10 protein-coding genes are annotated in these 17342 nt (G+C 62.7%); all 10 read left to right on the forward strand.

What is annotated here, in order from left to right:
• Positions 1-207: 207 nt before the first annotated feature.
• The 10 genes from OO730_RS03830 (at position 208) to OO730_RS03875 (ending at position 17342) form a co-directional block, all read left to right on the forward strand.
• Positions 208-2841, forward strand: coding sequence for a hybrid sensor histidine kinase/response regulator (locus tag OO730_RS03830; RefSeq protein ID WP_264983254.1), 2634 nt, complete (start codon positions 208-210; stop codon positions 2839-2841).
• A gap of 10 nt (positions 2842-2851) precedes the next feature.
• Positions 2852-4285 (forward strand): sigma-54-dependent transcriptional regulator, encoded by a 1434-nt coding sequence (locus OO730_RS03835; RefSeq protein ID WP_264983255.1) that lies wholly within the window; start codon positions 2852-2854, stop codon positions 4283-4285.
• Between the two features lie 8 nt (positions 4286-4293).
• Complete coding sequence (locus OO730_RS03840) at positions 4294-4857, forward strand: DNA-3-methyladenine glycosylase I (RefSeq protein ID WP_264983256.1); 564 nt, start codon at positions 4294-4296, stop codon at positions 4855-4857.
• A 331-nt stretch (positions 4858-5188) separates the two neighbouring features.
• Positions 5189-8776: a pyruvate:ferredoxin (flavodoxin) oxidoreductase gene (gene nifJ, locus OO730_RS03845; protein WP_264983257.1), complete on the forward strand. Its 3588-nt coding sequence runs from the start codon at positions 5189-5191 to the stop codon at positions 8774-8776.
• A gap of 131 nt (positions 8777-8907) precedes the next feature.
• Positions 8908-10563 (forward strand): L-lactate permease, encoded by a 1656-nt coding sequence (locus tag OO730_RS03850; RefSeq protein WP_264983258.1) that lies wholly within the window; start codon positions 8908-8910, stop codon positions 10561-10563.
• 93 nt (positions 10564-10656) lie between these two features.
• Complete coding sequence (locus OO730_RS03855; protein ID WP_264983259.1) at positions 10657-12039, forward strand: FAD-binding oxidoreductase; 1383 nt, start codon at positions 10657-10659, stop codon at positions 12037-12039.
• A gap of 9 nt (positions 12040-12048) precedes the next feature.
• Positions 12049-13329: a (Fe-S)-binding protein gene (locus tag OO730_RS03860; RefSeq protein WP_264983260.1), complete on the forward strand. Its 1281-nt coding sequence runs from the start codon at positions 12049-12051 to the stop codon at positions 13327-13329.
• 23 nt (positions 13330-13352) lie between these two features.
• Entirely contained in the window at positions 13353-15467 is a 2115-nt protein-coding gene (pta, locus tag OO730_RS03865) for a phosphate acetyltransferase (protein ID WP_264983261.1), read from the forward strand.
• The gene (locus tag OO730_RS03870) at positions 15468-16670 is read left to right on the forward strand and encodes an acetate/propionate family kinase (protein WP_264983262.1); all 1203 of its coding nucleotides are present in this window, start codon (positions 15468-15470) and stop codon (positions 16668-16670) included.
• 42 nt (positions 16671-16712) lie between these two features.
• Positions 16713-17342 (forward strand): LutC/YkgG family protein, encoded by a 630-nt coding sequence (locus OO730_RS03875; protein ID WP_264983263.1) that lies wholly within the window; start codon positions 16713-16715, stop codon positions 17340-17342.

A 17342-nucleotide genomic window follows, 5' to 3' on the forward strand; every position in this document is an offset into this window, starting at 1 on the left:
AAAAAACGGTCTACTCATGGCTTTAGATCGGTTATTTTTTTCGACGGCCAGTCCGAAATATCGGACTGGACATCTCCTTTCGTGTATGCTCAACCCATCCAATGCACTTGCTGTGCCATCTTTCCCCGCTGTTCCGGGAAGGGTGCATCTCTTGCATGCGCCAGGGAAACAACGCAGCCGGGGCAGAACACCCGGCAACATGAAAATATGAAACGATACGCACTCATTATCGCCGCCCTCCTGCTTTTCTGCCTGGCCGCCTCGCTGGCCATGGCCGAGAAACCGAGCAAGAGCGTGCTCTACCTGAACTCCTACCACCACGGCTATCAGTGGTCCGACTCCATCATGGACGGAGTCCGGTCGGTGCTGGACGGGAGCCAATACAAGATCGATCTCCAGATCGAATACATGGACGCCAAGCGGTACAACTACGAAGATGTCACCGGCATGCTGCTCCGACTCTACAAGGAGAAGTACGGTCGGGAGCGGTTCGACATCATCATCGTCTCGGACAACGACGCCTTCGCCTTTGCCAGTCAGTACAGGGATATCCTCTTCCCGGGCGTGCCTATCGTCTTCTGCGGCGTCAACGACCCCAGCCCGGAGGCCCTGGGACAGGGCAACCTGACCGGTGTGGTCGAACAATTCGATCTGCCGCGCACCCTGGACGTGGCCCTCAAAATGCACCCGGACAAGACGCACATGATCGTGGTCGGCGACTCCTCAACGGCGGGCACGGCCATCCGCCACCAGATCGAGGCCGTAATCCCCCAGTATCGGGACAAGCTCACGGTGGACTACTGGATAGACATGTCCTTGCGCAAAGTGCTCGACCGTGTGCACGATCTGCCCACCGACACCTTTCTTTTCTTCATCCCCTACTACCAGATCATCGACGGCCGCTTCCTGACCGCCGAAGAGGTGATGGAATCCATCTACGAACGTTCCAGCGTGCCCATCTACACCACCTGGGGATTCCTCCTCGGCCACGGAGCCGTGGGCGGACGCCTCCTCTCCGGCTTCCTGCACGGTCAGACAACAGCCTCCATCGTCCTGGAGGTGCTGGACGGCAAGAAGGCAGACGACATTCCGGTCTACATGGAGACGACCGGAGAATACCTCTTTGATTACAAAGTGATGAAGCGTCTCGGCCTGGACATGGACCGGCTCCCGGACGGCAGCCGCATCATCAACGCCCCCAAGGCCTTCTACGAACTGCCGAAGGAACTGTTCTGGACCATCATCGTCAGCTTCGCCCTGCTCCTGCTGGTCATGATCTTCCTGGTCATGACCATGATCGAACGCCGCAAGGTGGAACGCAAGATCAAGGACCAGCTGGCCTTCCAGGAGATTCTCATGGACACCGTGCCGCAACTCGTGTCCTGGAAGAACAGGAACGGTCGCTATCTCGGCACCAACCGCGCCTTTGCGGAGTTTTTCGGCGTGGAGCACGGGGAAGGCGTCATGGGCAAGACCTCGCGCGAGATCATGCGCGACCCGGAATACGTGGACTGGGCCATGGATGCCGACCAGGCCGTCATCTTCCGCAACGAGGCCTTCCGCAAGGTGCGGCGCAAGCTGACCGACGCCAGCGGCGAACCGGCCTGGATCGAGGTCAACAAGGTTCCCATTTCAGACAGGTCGGGCCAGGTGGTCGGCGTACTCAGCACGGCGGAAAACGTGACCAAGGAGCTCAACCTGGAGAAGCAGCTCCTCCAATCCCAAAAGCTGGAGGCCATCGGCACCCTTGCCGGAGGCATCGCTCATGACTTCAACAACATCCTGACGTCCATCATCAACTCCACCGAGCTGGCCGTGAGCGACGTGGACCCGGACTCCGTGACCGGAAAGGACCTGAAGAGGGTGCTCAAGGCGGCCCGGCGGGGCGGTCGCGTGGTCAAGCAGATTCTCGCCTTCAGCCGCCCTTCCACCGAGGGTTTCCGGCCCACCGACGTGGGCGCGGTGGTGGCCGAGGCGCTGACCCTCATGGAATCCTCCATGCCCGGCAATATAGAGGTCCGCTCCCACATCGAAAGCGATCTCGCCTGCGTGCACGCCGACCCGACCCAGATTCATCAGGTGGCCCTGAACCTGTGCACCAACGCCTTCCACGCCCTGCGCTCCACGGGCGGCGTCATCGAGGTGGGCGTGGACCACGCCGACCTGGCCGCCGATGAAGCCTACCTGATCGGCCTGGAAGCGGGTGAGTATGTTCGCCTGGTCTTCGAGGACAACGGACCTGGCATTCCGCCGGACATACTGGACAAAATATTCGATCCCTTCTTCACGACCAAGGACAAGACCGAGGGCACAGGCCTTGGACTGGCGGTTGTGCACGGCATCGTCCACAGCCACAAGGGCGGGCTGCATGTGACCCCGCGCCCGGGCGGCGGCACGGTTTTCACCGTGTACCTGCCCAAGAGCGAGGAGATGTCCTCCGCCTGCGCCGCCAGCCCGGACGGCATGCCTGCGGCAGGCACCCACATCCTGTTCGTCGAGGACGACGTGGACCAGCTGCAGACAACGCCCCGCCTGCTGGAGGCCATGGGCTGCCGGGTCACGCCCAGCGGCGTGCCCGAGGATGCAGTGGAGCTGGTGGCCGCCGGGGACCACGGCTTCGACCTGGTCATCACGGACTACGACATGCCGGGGCTGAGCGGCACCCAACTCGCCGAACGCATGGCCCACTCCGCACCGGACCTGCCCATCATCCTGGTTTCCGGACGCGAAGACGCGGCGGCGGCGGCCGAACACTTGCCGAACATCAAAAGCGTCATTATCAAACCCTATGACAAGCACGACCTGTCCGAAGCCATCAACACCGTGCTTGCGAACAGGTGAGGAAGAACCAGTGGCCCGCATACTGATAATAGACGACGACCATGAAGTCTGCGAAACCATGGAAAGCCTGATCACCAGGCTGACCCACGAGTGCGCTGCGGCCCATACCCTGGACCAGGGGCTCCGGCTGGCCCGCGCCGGTGAATTCGACGTCATTTTCCTCGATGTCCGGCTGCCCGACGGCAACGGGCTGGACATCCTGCCCGACATCATGGCCCTGCCCGACCCGCCCGAAGTCATCATCCTGACCGGCAAGGGCGACCCGGACGGCGCGGAACTGGCCATCCGGGGCGGGGTCTGGGACTATCTGCTCAAGCCGTCCTCGGTGCGGGAAATCTCCCTGACCCTGGGCCGCGCCCTGAAATACCACGACGAAAAGACGGACCGGAAGGAAGGCACCCTCGACCTGGCCGGCGTGGTGGGCGAGAGCCCGTCCATCAAGGCCAGTTTCAATCTGCTGTCCCAGGCGGCCCGATCCGATTCCAATGTCCTGATCACCGGACAGACGGGCACGGGCAAGGAGCTGTTCGCCTCGACCATCCACGAGAACTCCAAACGCAAATCGCGCAACTTCGTGGTCGTGGACTGCGCCGGGCTGACCGAGACCCTGCTGGAATCCACCCTGTACGGGCACCGCAAGGGCGCGTTCACCGGGGCGCAGGCCGACCGCATCGGGCTGGTCAAGCTGGCCGACGGCGGGACCCTGTTCCTGGACGAGGTGGGCGAGATGCCCCTGTCCATGCAGAAGGCCTTTCTGCGCGTGCTCCAGGAGCGGACCTTCCGCCCGGTGGGCGACACCCGCGAGCAGACCTCCAATTTCAGGCTGGTGGCCGCCACCAACCGCGACCTGGACGAGATGGTGCGTAACGGCGAGTTCCGCCAGGACCTGCTCTTCCGGCTCAAGACCATGCACATCCACCTGCCGCCGCTCATGGAGCGGCCCGAGGACATCCGTGCCCTGGCCGTGTTCCGCGTCCGCCAGTTGTGCAAGCAGTACGGCATGGCCCCCAAGGCCTTCGGCTCGGATTTCCACGCCGCCCTGGGGACCTACGACTGGCCCGGCAACGTACGCGAACTCTTCAGCGTCCTGGAGCGGGCCGTGGTGGCCTCGGGCGACGAAAAGACCCTGTACGCCATGCACCTGCCCCGCGAATTCCGCATCCGCATCGCCAAAGCGCAGATAGCCCGGATGACCGCCCCGGAGACGGAGATTTTGGAGAAGCTGGACAGCGAACCCGTGCGCAAGATCGGGCAGGACATCTTCGAGGACATCTTCGAGCAGGAGCTGCCCACGCTCAGGGAGTTCAAGGCCACGGCGGAAAAGGTCTACCTGTCCGAACTGGTCCGCCAGTGCGACGGCGACCTGCCCCGCATCCTCGAAGCGTCCAAGCTGTCCCGCTCACACTTCTACAGCCTGCTCAAGAAATACGGCCTGTCGCTCTGAGGAACCCCATGCCCGAATTCACTTCCTACTGCGATTTCTGCCACGCCCGCGCCGAAGACGACGTGGACCGCGTCTACCACGACACCCGGTACGGCTTCCCCATCCACGACGACAACGAGCTGTTCGGCCGCCTGATCCTGGAAATCAACCAGGCCGGACTGAGCTGGCGCACCATCCTGAACAAGCAGGACAACTTCCGCCGCGCCTACGCCGAATTCGATATCAGGACCGTGGCCGAATTCAACGAGGCGGACCGGGAACGGCTGCTGAACGACGCAGGCATCATCCGCAACAAGCTCAAGGTCAACGCGGCCATCCACAACGCCCGGGCGATCCTCGGCCTACAGGAGGAATTCGGCTCCTTCAAGGACTGGCTCGACGCCAACCACCCCATGTCCAGGGAAGAGTGGACCGGACTCTTCAAAAAACACTTCAAGTTCGTCGGCGGCGAGATCGTGGGCGAATTCCTGATGAGCTCCGGCTATCTCAAGGGGGCGCACGTGGAATCCTGCCCCGTCCATCAGGCCATCCTTGAACTGGGCCCTGCCTGGGCACGGTCCGAAAAGCCGTAAACCGCCTCCCCCCGATTGCTCACCGAAAAGACGAGTCCGAATTCCCGGACTCGCCTTTTTCGGTTTGCCGCTCCGATTGATCCCTAACCCCCCTCAAAACGGGAGATTCTCCCGGTCGAGCCGACCCGACCAGTCTTTTTTTTCAGACTTCCACCCATTTTCACACCAGCGCCCAAAAAGCAGATTCTCAAGATAAACACTCGAAATACAAGATCAAAATATCACGATTCGCCATTGGCACGGTAATTGAGAAAGGAAGGCTCTCAACATAGAGACCGGTCCGCCGCGAGCGGATGAATACATTAATTATCGTACAGAGGAGAAGCACCGAATGTCCAAGATGAAGACGATGGACGGCAACACCGCCGCCGCCTGGGTGGCCTACGCCATGAGTGAAACCGCCGCCATCTACCCCATCACCCCATCATCCACCATGGGCGAGATCGCCGATGAATGGGCCGCGCAGAACCGCAAGAACATTTTCGGGCAGACCGTCGAGGTCCGCCAGCTCCAGTCCGAGGCCGGCGCAGCCGGTGCGGTCCACGGCTCCCTGGCCGGTGGCGCACTGACCACCACCTTCACCGCCTCCCAGGGCCTCCTGCTCATGATCCCCAACATGTACAAGATCGCGGGCGAACTGCTGCCCTGCGTCTTCCATGTTTCGGCCCGCGCCATCGCGGCCCACGCCCTGTCCATCTTCGGCGACCACCAGGACGTCATGGCCTGCCGCCAGACCGGCTTCGCCATGCTGGCCGCCGCCTCAGTCCAGGAGGTCATGGACCTCTCCCTGGTGGCCCACCTATCCACGGTGGAGGCGTCCGTGCCGTTCGTCTCCTTCTTCGACGGCTTCCGGACCTCCCACGAGATCCAGAAGGTCGAGGTCATCGACTACGACGACATGAAGCCCCTGCTGAACATGGACAAGGTGGCCGAGTTCCGCGCCCGATCCATGAACCCCGAACATCCGGATGTACGCGGCACCGCCCAGAACCCGGACATCTACTTCCAGGGCCGCGAGGCGACCAACAACGACTACGACGCCATCCCGGCCATCGTGGAAGAGTACATGCAGAAGGTCGCCGCCGTCACCGGCCGCGAATACGCCCCGTTCGACTACGTGGGCGCAGCCGACGCCGAGCGCGTGGTCATCGCCATGGGTTCCTCCTGCGAGACCATCGAGGAAGTGGTCAACCACCTGGTCGCCAAGGGCGAAAAGGTCGGCCTGATCAAGATCCGTTTGTACCGTCCCTTCTCCGCCAAGCATTTCCTGGCCGTGCTGCCCGCATCGGCCAAGACCGTCACCGTGCTCGACCGGACCAAGGAGCCCGGCGCGCTGGGCGATCCCCTGTACCAGGACATCTGCACCACCCTCCTGGAAAAGGGCGAAGGTCCCGCCGTCATCGCGGGCCGCTACGGACTGGGCTCCAAGGAATTCACCCCGGCCATGGCCAAAGCAGTGTTCGATAACATGGCGTCTGCCGCCCCCCAGACCCGCTTCACCGTGGGTATCACGGACGACGTCAGCCAGACCTCCCTTGTCACGGCCGAGACCCTGGACACCACCCCGCACGGCACCGTTCAGTGCAAGTTCTGGGGTCTCGGTTCGGACGGGACCGTGGGCGCGAACAAGCAGGCCATCAAGATCATCGGCGACAACACCGAAATGTACGCGCAGGGTTACTTCGCCTACGACTCCAAGAAGTCCGGCGGCATCACCATCTCCCATCTGCGCTTCGGCGACGAGCCCATCCAGTCCACCTACCTGGTGACCGCAGCCGACTACATCGCCTGCCACAACCCCAGCTACGTGCACCTCTACGACGTGCTGGACGGCATCAAGGAAGGCGGCACGTTCGTGCTGAACTGTGCCTGGGCCGCCGACGACATGGACAGGGAACTGCCCGCCGCCATGCGCCGCACCATTGCCGAGAAAAACCTGAAATTCTACACCGTGGACGCGGTCAAGATCGCCGCTGAAGTCGGCCTCGGAGGCCGCATCAACATGGTCATGCAGACCGCCTTCTTCAAGCTGGCCGACGTCATCCCGTTCGAGGAGGCCGTCAAGCTGCTCAAGGGCGGCATCGAGGCCGCTTACGGCAAGAAGGGCCCGAAGATCGTCGACATGAACTGTGCCGCCGTGGACAAGGCCGCCGACGCCATCAACGCCATCGACGTGCCCGCCTCCTGGGCCGACCTGGCCGACGACGAGGCCGCCACCGACGACGCGCCCGACTACGTGAAGAACGTCATGCGCCCGGTCCTGGCCCAGAAGGGCGACGACCTGCCCGTTTCCGCCTTCACCAAGGACGGCACCATGCCCCTGTCCACTGCCAAGTGGGAAAAGCGCGGCGTGGCCATCATGGTTCCCGAATGGATCAAGGACAACTGCATCCAGTGCAACCAGTGCGCGTTCGTCTGCCCGCACTCCGCCCTGCGCCCGGTCCTGGCCGACTCCGACGAGATGGGCAACGCCCCCGCCGGTTTCGAGACCCTGGACGCCAAGGGCAAGGACGTGAAGGGCCTGAACTACCGCCTCCAGGTGGACGCCCTGGACTGCCTGGGCTGCGGCAACTGCGCCGACATCTGCCCGGCCAAGGAAAAGGCGCTGGTCATGAAGCCCATCGCCACCCAGACCGAGGCCCAGGTGCCCAACTGGGATTTCGCGCAGACCGTGTCCTTCAAGGAAGCCTTCAAGCGCGAATCCGTCAAGGGTTCCCAGTTCCGCCAGTCGCTCATGGAATTCTCCGGCGCCTGCTCCGGTTGCGGCGAGACCCCGTACGTCAAGGTGCTGACCCAGCTCTTCGGCGAGCGCATGATCATCGCCAACGCCACGGGCTGCTCCTCCATCTGGGGCGCGTCCGCACCGTCCACCCCCTACTGCACCAACGCCGAAGGCCATGGTCCGGCATGGGGCAACTCCCTGTTCGAGGACGCGGCCGAGTTCGGCTTCGGCATCGAGATGGGCGTGAACAAGCGCCGCGACACCCTGGTCGCCAAGTGCGAAGCCGCCCTTGAGACCGCCTCCGGCGACGTCAAGGCCGCCATCGAAAACTGGCTGGCCGCACGGGGCGACGCAGAGGCTTCCGCCGAAACCGGCGCTGCCCTCAAGAACGCCCTGGAAGGCGCTGCCGACGACAGCCTGAAGGCCATCGCCGAGGACGCCGACCTGTTCACCAAGAAATCCGTCTGGATCTTCGGCGGCGACGGCTGGGCCTACGACATCGGTTTCGGCGGCCTGGACCACGTCATCGCCTCCGGCAAGGACGTAAACATCCTGGTCATGGACACCGAGGTCTACTCCAACACCGGCGGGCAGTCCTCCAAGGCCACCCCGCTCGGCTCCATCGCCAAGTTCGCCGCCGCAGGCAAGGTCACCGGCAAGAAGGACCTGGGCCGCATCGCCATGACCTACGGCTACGTCTACGTCGCCTCCGTGGCCATGGGCGCGGACAAGCAGCAGATGATCAAGGCCTTCAAGGAGGCCGAGGCCTACGACGGTCCTTCCCTGATCATCTGTTACGCACCGTGCATCAACCAGGGCATCAAGAAGGGCATGGGCAAGACCCAGTTCGAACAGAAGCTGGCCGTGGACTCCGGTTACTGGCCGCTCTACCGCTACAACCCCGAACTCGTCGCTCAGAACAAGAACCCGTTCCAGCTGGAGTCCAAGGCTCCCGACGGAACATTGCAGGAGTTCCTGTCCGGCGAAAACCGCTACGCCATGCTGGAGCGTTTCCACCCGGAACTCTCCAAGGCGTTCCGTGAAAAGATCGAGAAGGATTACGCCGACCGCTACGCCATCTACACCCACCTGGCCGAAGCTGATTACAGCAAGGCCGAGCAGGGCGAAGAGGCGGAGACCTGCGGCGTGAGCGCCGAAAATCCCGGCTCCGGCGAGCCGTGTGACGACGGCAGATAGATAAAGGATGCAACGCGGGGTGTGGTTGTTGTGGAGGTTATCATACCTGCCGCACCCCGCGCATATTACAACAACAGTGAGTTCCCTGGGGGTTCTCACGCAAAGGAGGTAAGGGTACTATGTACACTTTAATGGCTTTGGCACCGATTCTCACGGTGTTCTTTTTCCTCGTAATACTGCGCTGGCCCGCCAAAAAGGCCATGCCGCTGGCATTGGTCGTCGTTACCATTCTGGCATTCTTCGTCTGGCAGGTGGCCGGGACGGTCATCGCCGCGTCCATCATTCAGGGTGTAGCCATCGCCTTGGCGATCTTATGGATCGTCTTCGGTGCGCTGCTCATGCTCAACACACTCACCAACAGCGGCGCCATCGCGGCCATCCGCGCCGGTTTCATGGGAATTACTCCCGACCGTCGCATCCAGGCCATGATCATCGCATGGTGCTTCGGCGCATTCATTGAAGGCGCTGCCGGTTTCGGTACTCCCGCCGCGGTCTGCGCTCCGCTGCTCATGGCGCTGGGCTTCCCGGCAATGGGCGCTGTTACCGTTGCGCTGATCATCCAGTCCACCCCGGTCACCTTCGGTGCTGTCGGCACGCCCGTGCTGCTCGGCGTCAAGACCGGTCTGGACAACCCGATGGTCCACGACCTGCTCGGCAAGAACGGCATCGAGTTCATGACCTACATCCATGAGATCGGCGCCACCGCCGCTCTGGTTCACGGCCTCATCGGCATCCTGATCCCGACCTTCCTGGCCGTTATCCTGACCCGCTTCTTCGGCAAGGAAAAGTCCGTTGCCAAGGGCCTCGAAGCACTGCCTTTCGGCATCCTCGCCGGTCTGGCCTTCACCGTTCCCTACTACCTGGTTGCCAAGTTCCTCGGACCTGAGTTCCCGTCCCTGGTCGGCGGCCTCGTTGGCCTGGCCATTGTCGTCACCGCTGCCAAGAACAACTTCCTGACCCCCAAGACCACTTGGGACTTCGATGATCGCGAAAACTGGCCCAAGCACTGGATGGGCACCTGGGAACCGAAGTTCGCCGAGGCTCCCGCTCACATGACCCTGCTCAAGGCATGGTCCCCGTACGTCCTGGTCGCCATTTTCCTCGTCGCGTCCCGTAAGTTTGACGTCATCAAGTCCGCCCTCGGCTCCGTTGCCATCCCCATCACCGACCTGTTCGGCACCGGCATCGGCTACACCATCAAGCCCCTGTATGTGCCCGGCTTCATCTTCGTGTGCGCTGTCATCTGCGCCTTCTTCATCCAGAGGATGGACTTCAAGGCCCTTTCCAGCGCTGCCAAGCAGGCCGGTAAGACCACCCTGCAGGCTTCCTTCGCACTCGGCTTCGCCATCCCCATGGTCCGCGTGTTCATCAACTCCGGCACCAACGCATCCGGCCTGGCTTCCATGCCCCTGGAACTGGCCAACGGCGTCGCCGGCATGGTCGGCGAAATCTGGACCGGCTTTGCCGCCGTCATCGGCGCCATGGGCGCGTTCATCGCAGGCTCCAACACCGTGTCCAACATGATGTTCTCCCTGTTCCAGTTCGGTGTCGCCTCCCAGATCGACGTGCCGCAGTCCATCATCGTCGCCCTTCAGGCCGTCGGTGGCGCTGCCGGCAACATGATCACCGTCCACAACGTCGTTGCTGCCGCCGCAGTTGTCGGCCTGATGGACCGTGAAGGTGAAATCATCCGCAAGACGCTGATCCCTCTGACCTACTACCTGATCATGGCCGCCATCATCGGCACCGTGCTCATCGGGTCCGGCTGGGGTATCGTCCTCAAGTAGTGACCTCCGCCATCCAGCGGATTATAGATATGACGGGAGGGGAGATGTTTCTCCCCTCCCATTCAGAACCAAGATATTTTCAGGAGACGAAAAATGAGTGCCGATAAGCTCATCAAGGATTTCATAGCCGTTGCCGGCGCGGAAAATGTCATGACCAGCGAGACCGACCGTCACGCATACTCCTACGATGCAGCCGTGCTCGATTCCGTCATGCCCGCCCTGGTCGTCCGCCCCGAGACCAGCGAAGCCCTCGGCAAATGCGTGAAGCTGTGCAACGACAACGGCCTGCCCCTGACCGTGCGCGGCGCGGGCACCAACCTGTCCGGCGGCACCATCCCCCATCCCGGCGGCGTGGTCATCCTGACCAACGGCCTGAACCGGATTCTCGAAATCAACGAACAGGACATGTACGCCGTGGTCGAACCCGGCGTGATCACCGCCCAGTTCGCCGCCGAAGTCGCCAAGCGCGGCCTGTTCTATCCCCCGGACCCGGGCAGCCAGGCCGTCTCCACCCTGGGCGGCAACGTGGCCGAGAACGCGGGCGGCCTGCGCGGCCTGAAGTACGGCGTGACCAAGGACTACGTCATGGGCGTGGACTTCTGGGACGTCAACGGTGAACTCATCAAGTCCGGCTCCCGCACCGTCAAGTGCGTCACCGGCTACAACCTCACCGGCCTGATGATCGCTTCCGAGGGCACGCTTGGCGTGTTCGACAAGATCATCCTCAAACTCATTCCGCCCGTCCAAGCCGCCAAGTCCATGATGGCCATCTTCCCGTCCATGAAGGCCGCCTCCGAGACCGTTGCCGCCATCATCGCCAACAAGATCGTGCCCGCCACGCTCGAGATGATGGACAACTTCACCATCCGCACGGTCGAGAACTTCCGTGGCGCGGGCCTGCCCACCGATGCGGCCGCCCTGCTGCTCATCGAGGTTGACGGACACCCCGCACAGGTAGAGGATGAAGCCGCCATGGTCGAAAAGATCTGCAAGGAAAACGGCGCCACCGAGTTGAAAGTCGCCAAGAACGCCGCCGAGCGCGATGCCGTCTGGCAGGCCCGCCGCGACGCCCTGCCCGCCCTGGCCAAGCTCAGGCCCACCTGTGTCCTGGAAGACGCCACCGTGCCCCGGTCCAAGATTCCGGCCATGATCCAGGCCCTGGATGAAATCGCCAAGGAACTCGACCTGACCATCGGCACCTTCGGCCACGCCGGAGACGGCAACCTGCACCCCACCATCCTGACCGACAAGCGCGACAAAGCCGAGTGGGAACGTGTGGAAAAGGGTGTGGACATGATCTTCGACCGCGCCCTGGCATTGGGCGGGACCCTTTCCGGCGAACACGGCATCGGTCTGGCCAAGTCCAAGTACCTGGCCCAGGAAACTTCCAAGGGCACCATCGAATACGCCCGCCGCATGAAGTCCGTTCTCGACCCCAAGGGCATTCTGAACCCCGACAAGATTATAGGAAAATAGGTGAGCGAAATGGCCGATATCCACAAGCTCGCTCAACTGTTCCAGGAGCTGGACGACCAGTTGGTCAACTGCATGAAGTGCGGCATGTGCCAGGCTGTCTGTCCGGTCTTCGCCCAGTCCGGGAAGGAAGCGGACGTCACGCGCGGCAAGCTCGCCCTGCTTGAGGGCCTGACCCACGAGATGCTGACCGACCCCGAGGGCGTCAACGAGAAGCTCAACCGGTGCCTGCTCTGCGGCACCTGCCAGTCCAACTGCCCGTCCGGGGTGTCCGTCATGGACATCTTCCTCAAGGCGCGGGCCATCATGACCGGCTACTTCGGCCTGTCCCCGGTCAAGCGGACCATCTTCCGGGGCCTGCTCAAGAATCCTAAGCTGTTCAACACCCTGACCTCCATGGGTGCCACCTTCCAGGGATTGTTCACCAAGCCGATGAACGACATGCTCGGCTCCTCCTGCGCCCGGTTCAATGCGCCGGTCGTGGGCGACCGCCACTTCAAGACCCTGGCCAAGAAACCGCTGCACAAGATCGTGCCCGAGCTGGACACCCCGGCCGGCAAGTCCGGCATCAAGGTCGGCTTCTACGTGGGCTGCGTCATCGACAAGATGTTCCCCCACGTGGGCGAATCCATCCTCAAGGTGCTCGCCCACCACGGAGTGGGCGTGTACATGCCCTCGGGCCAGGCCTGCTGCGGCATTCCGGCCCTGTCCAGCGGCGACACCGACACCTTCGATTCGCTGGTGCGGCACAACATGGAGAAACTGGTTGCCGGGGAGTTCGACTACCTGGTCACCGGGTGCGCAACCTGTACCGCGACCATCAAGGAGCTGTGGCCCGGCATGTACCGTGGCGACTCCTCTCTCAAGTATGACCTCGGCGTCATCGAGCGGAAAACCATGGACATCAGCCAGTTCCTTGTTGATATACTGAAAGTGGAGCCCGCAAAGATCACCGGCGGCAGGTCCGTGACCTATCACGACCCCTGCCACCTCAAGAACTCCCTCGGCGTCACCGCCCAGCCCAGGACCGTCATCAAGGCTGCCGGGTGCGACTTCAAGGAAATGACCGAAGCGGGTACCTGCTGCGGCTGCGGCGGCAGCTTCAATATCGCCCACTACGACCTGTCGAAGAAGATCGGCGGCCGCAAGGCGGACAACATCATCGCTTCCGGCGCGGACGTGGCTGCCACCAGCTGTCCCGCCTGCATGCTCCAGATCACGGACATGCTCTCCCGCAAGGAGGCGCGCAAGGAAGTCAGGCACGTCATCGAGCTATACGCCGACAGCCTGTAAACGTTTAGGAGAACGAACCAATCATGTCCAAGAACCTGTACGTGAGTGCGACCGAGGAGCGCAGCGGCAAGTCCGCCGTGGTCCTCGGCGTCATGCAGATGCTCCTCAGGGAGTTGCATAACGTCGCCATATTCCGGCCCATCATCAATGACCCCGGCGAGGGGAAGCAGGACCATGATATCGCGCTGATGATCGATCACTTCAAACTGACGATCCCCTACGGCGATACCTACGCCTACACCCTCAAGCAGACCCGGGAACTCATCAACTCCGGCCAGCACGCCCTGGTTCTTGAAAACATACTGAACAAATACAAGGCCCTTGAAGAAGAGTATGACTTCGTTTTGTGTGAAGGCACCGACTTCAAGGGCAAGGACCCGGCCTTCGAGTTCGACCTCAACGCGGACATCGCCGCCAATATCGGCGCGCCCATGTTGGTGGTCACCTCGGGCCGGGGCAAGAGCCAGGACGAAGTGGCCCACATCACCAAGACCACTTTGGACACCCTGGACGAGAAGGGCGTGGACTGCCTGGCCTGCGTGGTCAACCGCGCCCCGCAAGGCATGACCGACGAGAACCTCGGCCACACCGTGGCGGGAAACAGCGACGGCCCGCTGCCGGTCTACGTCATTCCCGAAGATGAGAAACTCGGCAAGCCCTCCATCAACGACGTCCGCCGCTGGCTGGACGCCGACGTGCTCTACGGGCACTCCGGCCTCCAGGCGCTGGTGGACAACTACCTGGTGGCCGCCATGCAGATCGGGAACTTCCTGGGGTACATCCAGGCCGGATCCCTGATCATCACCCCCGGAGACCGCTCGGACATCATCCTGTCCTCCCTGGCTTCGCGGCTGTCCAGCTCGTACCCGGACATCTCCGGCATCGTGCTGACCGGCGGGCTGGAAGTGTCCACCAACGTGCACAAGCTCATCGAGGGCTGGACGGGCGTGCCGGTCCCGGTGCTGGCCGCCAAGGGACACACCTACCAGACCGTGCAGGAACTCAACTCCCTGTACGGGCGCATCGAGGCCAACGACCACCAGCGCATCGCCACGGCCCTGGGCGGCTTCGCCCAGCACGTCGACGTGATCGAACTGCGCGACCGCCTGGTCGAAAAACGGTCCACCCGCGTCACGCCCAAAATGTTCGAATACTCCCTGGTGGACAAGGCGTCCCGCAACCGCCAGCGCATCGTCATGCCCGAAGGCACGGGCGAGCGCATCCTGCAGGCCACGGACATCCTGCTCCGCCGCGGCGTGGCCGACATCATCCTGCTCGGGCGCGAAGAGGAGATCCGCACCAAGGCTTCCAAGCTCGGCGTGGACATCTCCGGCGCGACCATCATCGACCCGGCCAACTCCGAACTCCTCGACTCCTTTGCCGAGGAATACATGGAGCTCAGGAAGCACAAGGGCATCGTCGCCGAAATGGCCTGGGACCGCATGTCCGATCCCACCTACTTCGGCACCATGATGGTCCACAAGGGCTTTGCCGACGGCATGGTCTCCGGCTCCGTGACGACCACGGCCCAGACCATCCGCCCGGCCTTCGAATTCGTGAAGACCAAGCCCGGCAGCTCCATCGTCTCGTCGGTCTTCCTCATGTGCCTCAAGGACCGCGTCCTGGTGTACGGCGACTGCGCCGTCAATCCCAACCCCAACGCCCGGCAGCTGGCCGAGATCGCCATCTCCGCCGCCGAGACCGCACGGATCTTCGGCGTGGAACCCAAGGTGGCCATGCTCAGCTACTCCACCGGTTCCTCGGGCAAGGGCGAAGACGTGGAAAAGGTCACCGAGGCAACGGCCATCGCCAAGGAGCTCATCACCGAGCGCGGCCTGGACTTCCCCATCGAGGGACCACTCCAGTACGACGCCGCCGTCGATCCCGAGGTGGCCAAGGTCAAGATGCCGGACTCCGAAGTGGCCGGACAGGCCACCGTGTTCGTCTTCCCGGACCTGAACACGGGCAACAACACCTATAAGGCCGTGCAGCGCGCCGCCAATGCCGTGGCCATCGGCCCGGTTCTCCAGGGACTGAACAAGCCGGTCAACGACCTGTCCCGCGGCTGCACCGTCCCCGATATAGTCAACACCGTCGCCATCACCGCCATCCAGGCGCAGGCGGAAAAGGGTGAATAAATGAAAATACTCGTCATCAACTCCGGCAGCTCGTCCCTCAAGTACCAGCTCCTCGACATGGAAAGCGAATCCGTCATGGTCTCCGGCCTGGTGGAACGCATCGGCGAGGAAAAGGGCGAACTGACCAACAAGGCCTTCCCCGGCACCGATCGGCAGAAGGTCACGGAACTGGATCAACCCATCCCGGACCACAACGCGGCCATGAGACTGGCCATCGACCTCATCTGCGGCGGCGACGACACCATCTGCTCCCTGGACGAGATCACGGCCATCGGCCACCGCGTGGTCCACGGCGGAGAGGACTTCCACAAATCCACGGTCATCGACGCGGACGTCATCAACGCCATCGAGGCCAACGTGCCGCTGGCCCCCCTGCACAATCCCGCCAACCTGACGGGCATCAAGGTCGCCGTGGAGCTCTTCCCCGGCGTGCCGCAGGTGGCCGTGTTCGACACCGCCTTCCACCAGACCATCCCGCCCCACGCCTACATGTACGCCCTGCCCTATGAGCTGTATGAAAAGGACCGCGTGCGCCGCTACGGCTTCCACGGCACGTCCCACAAGTTCGTGGCCGGCGAGATGGCGGCCATCCTGGGCAAGGAGCTGTCCGAAACCAACATGGTCACCGTGCATCTGGGCAACGGCGGCTCCATCACGGCCGTGGAGAACGGCAAATCCGTGGACACCACCATGGGGCTGACGCCGCTGGAAGGACTGGTCATGGGCACCCGCTCCGGCGACGTGGACCCGGCCATCCATACTTTCCTGGCCCGGAACAAGGGCATGACCATCGATGAGATCGACGCCATGCTGAACAAGGAGTCCGGTCTCAAGGGGCTGTGCGGCATGAACGACATGCGCGACATCCACAAGGCCATCGAGGAAGGCGACGAACGGGCGAAGATCGCCCTGGGCGTGCAGACCTATCGCAACCGCAAGTACATCGCGGCCTACATGGGCGTGCTCGGCCGGGTGGACGCCATCGTGTTCACTGCGGGCATCGGCGAGAACGACGACATCGTGCGCAGCCGGTCCCTGGAAGGGCTGTCCCTGTTCGGCGTGAAGGTCGACGAGAAGGTCAACGCCCAGCGCGCCAAGAAGCCGCTGAAGATTTCCACCGATGACAGCGCCGTGGCGGTCTGGGTCATTCCGACCAACGAAGAGCTCGCCATCGCCCGGGAAACAAAGAACATTCTACAATAACCACCGTTGCGGTCCATTCTATAAAATCAGGAGGTAGGCACCATGTCTTCCAAAGAAACACTGTGCCAAAAATTCAAGGAAAAGGCGGAGCTCGTCTCGGCCTTCGTAACCGAGATCGACAGCGAGGACGCGGCGCTCAAGTACGTCATCGAACTCTGCGACAAGAAAGAGGCGTGCCAGCTTCTGGCAAGCGGCTGCGAGGCCGACCTGTCGGATGACGCCGGAGCGCTGTGCGACGCCAAGCAGACCAAGGTCATCGCCGCCCCGGGCCTGAACAAGGAAATATACAAAAAGCTGGCGGCCAAAGCCAAGAAGTCCGGTTTCGACTGCATCGATTCCGGCATGCGCGACCATCTGGCCGGCATCGACATCGGGTTCACCTACGCCGAATACGGCATCGCCGACACCGGCACCCTGATGCTCGACTGTCCCGGCGAGGAGATGCGCCTGGCCACCATGATCAGCGAATACCACGTCTGCGTGCTGCCCAAGTCCAAGATCCGGGCCAACACCTACGCCGTGGAAAAAATGATGCTCACCCGCATGAAGAAGACGCCCGACTACCTGGCCTTCATCACCGGGGCCAGCCGGACCGCCGACATCGAGCGCGTCCTGGCGCTGGGCGTCCATGGCCCCCTGGAGCTTCACATCCTGCTGCTGGAGGACAACTAG

Source organism: Pseudodesulfovibrio portus (assembly GCF_026000375.1).
GTDB lineage: Bacteria > Desulfobacterota > Desulfovibrionia > Desulfovibrionales > Desulfovibrionaceae > Pseudodesulfovibrio > Pseudodesulfovibrio portus.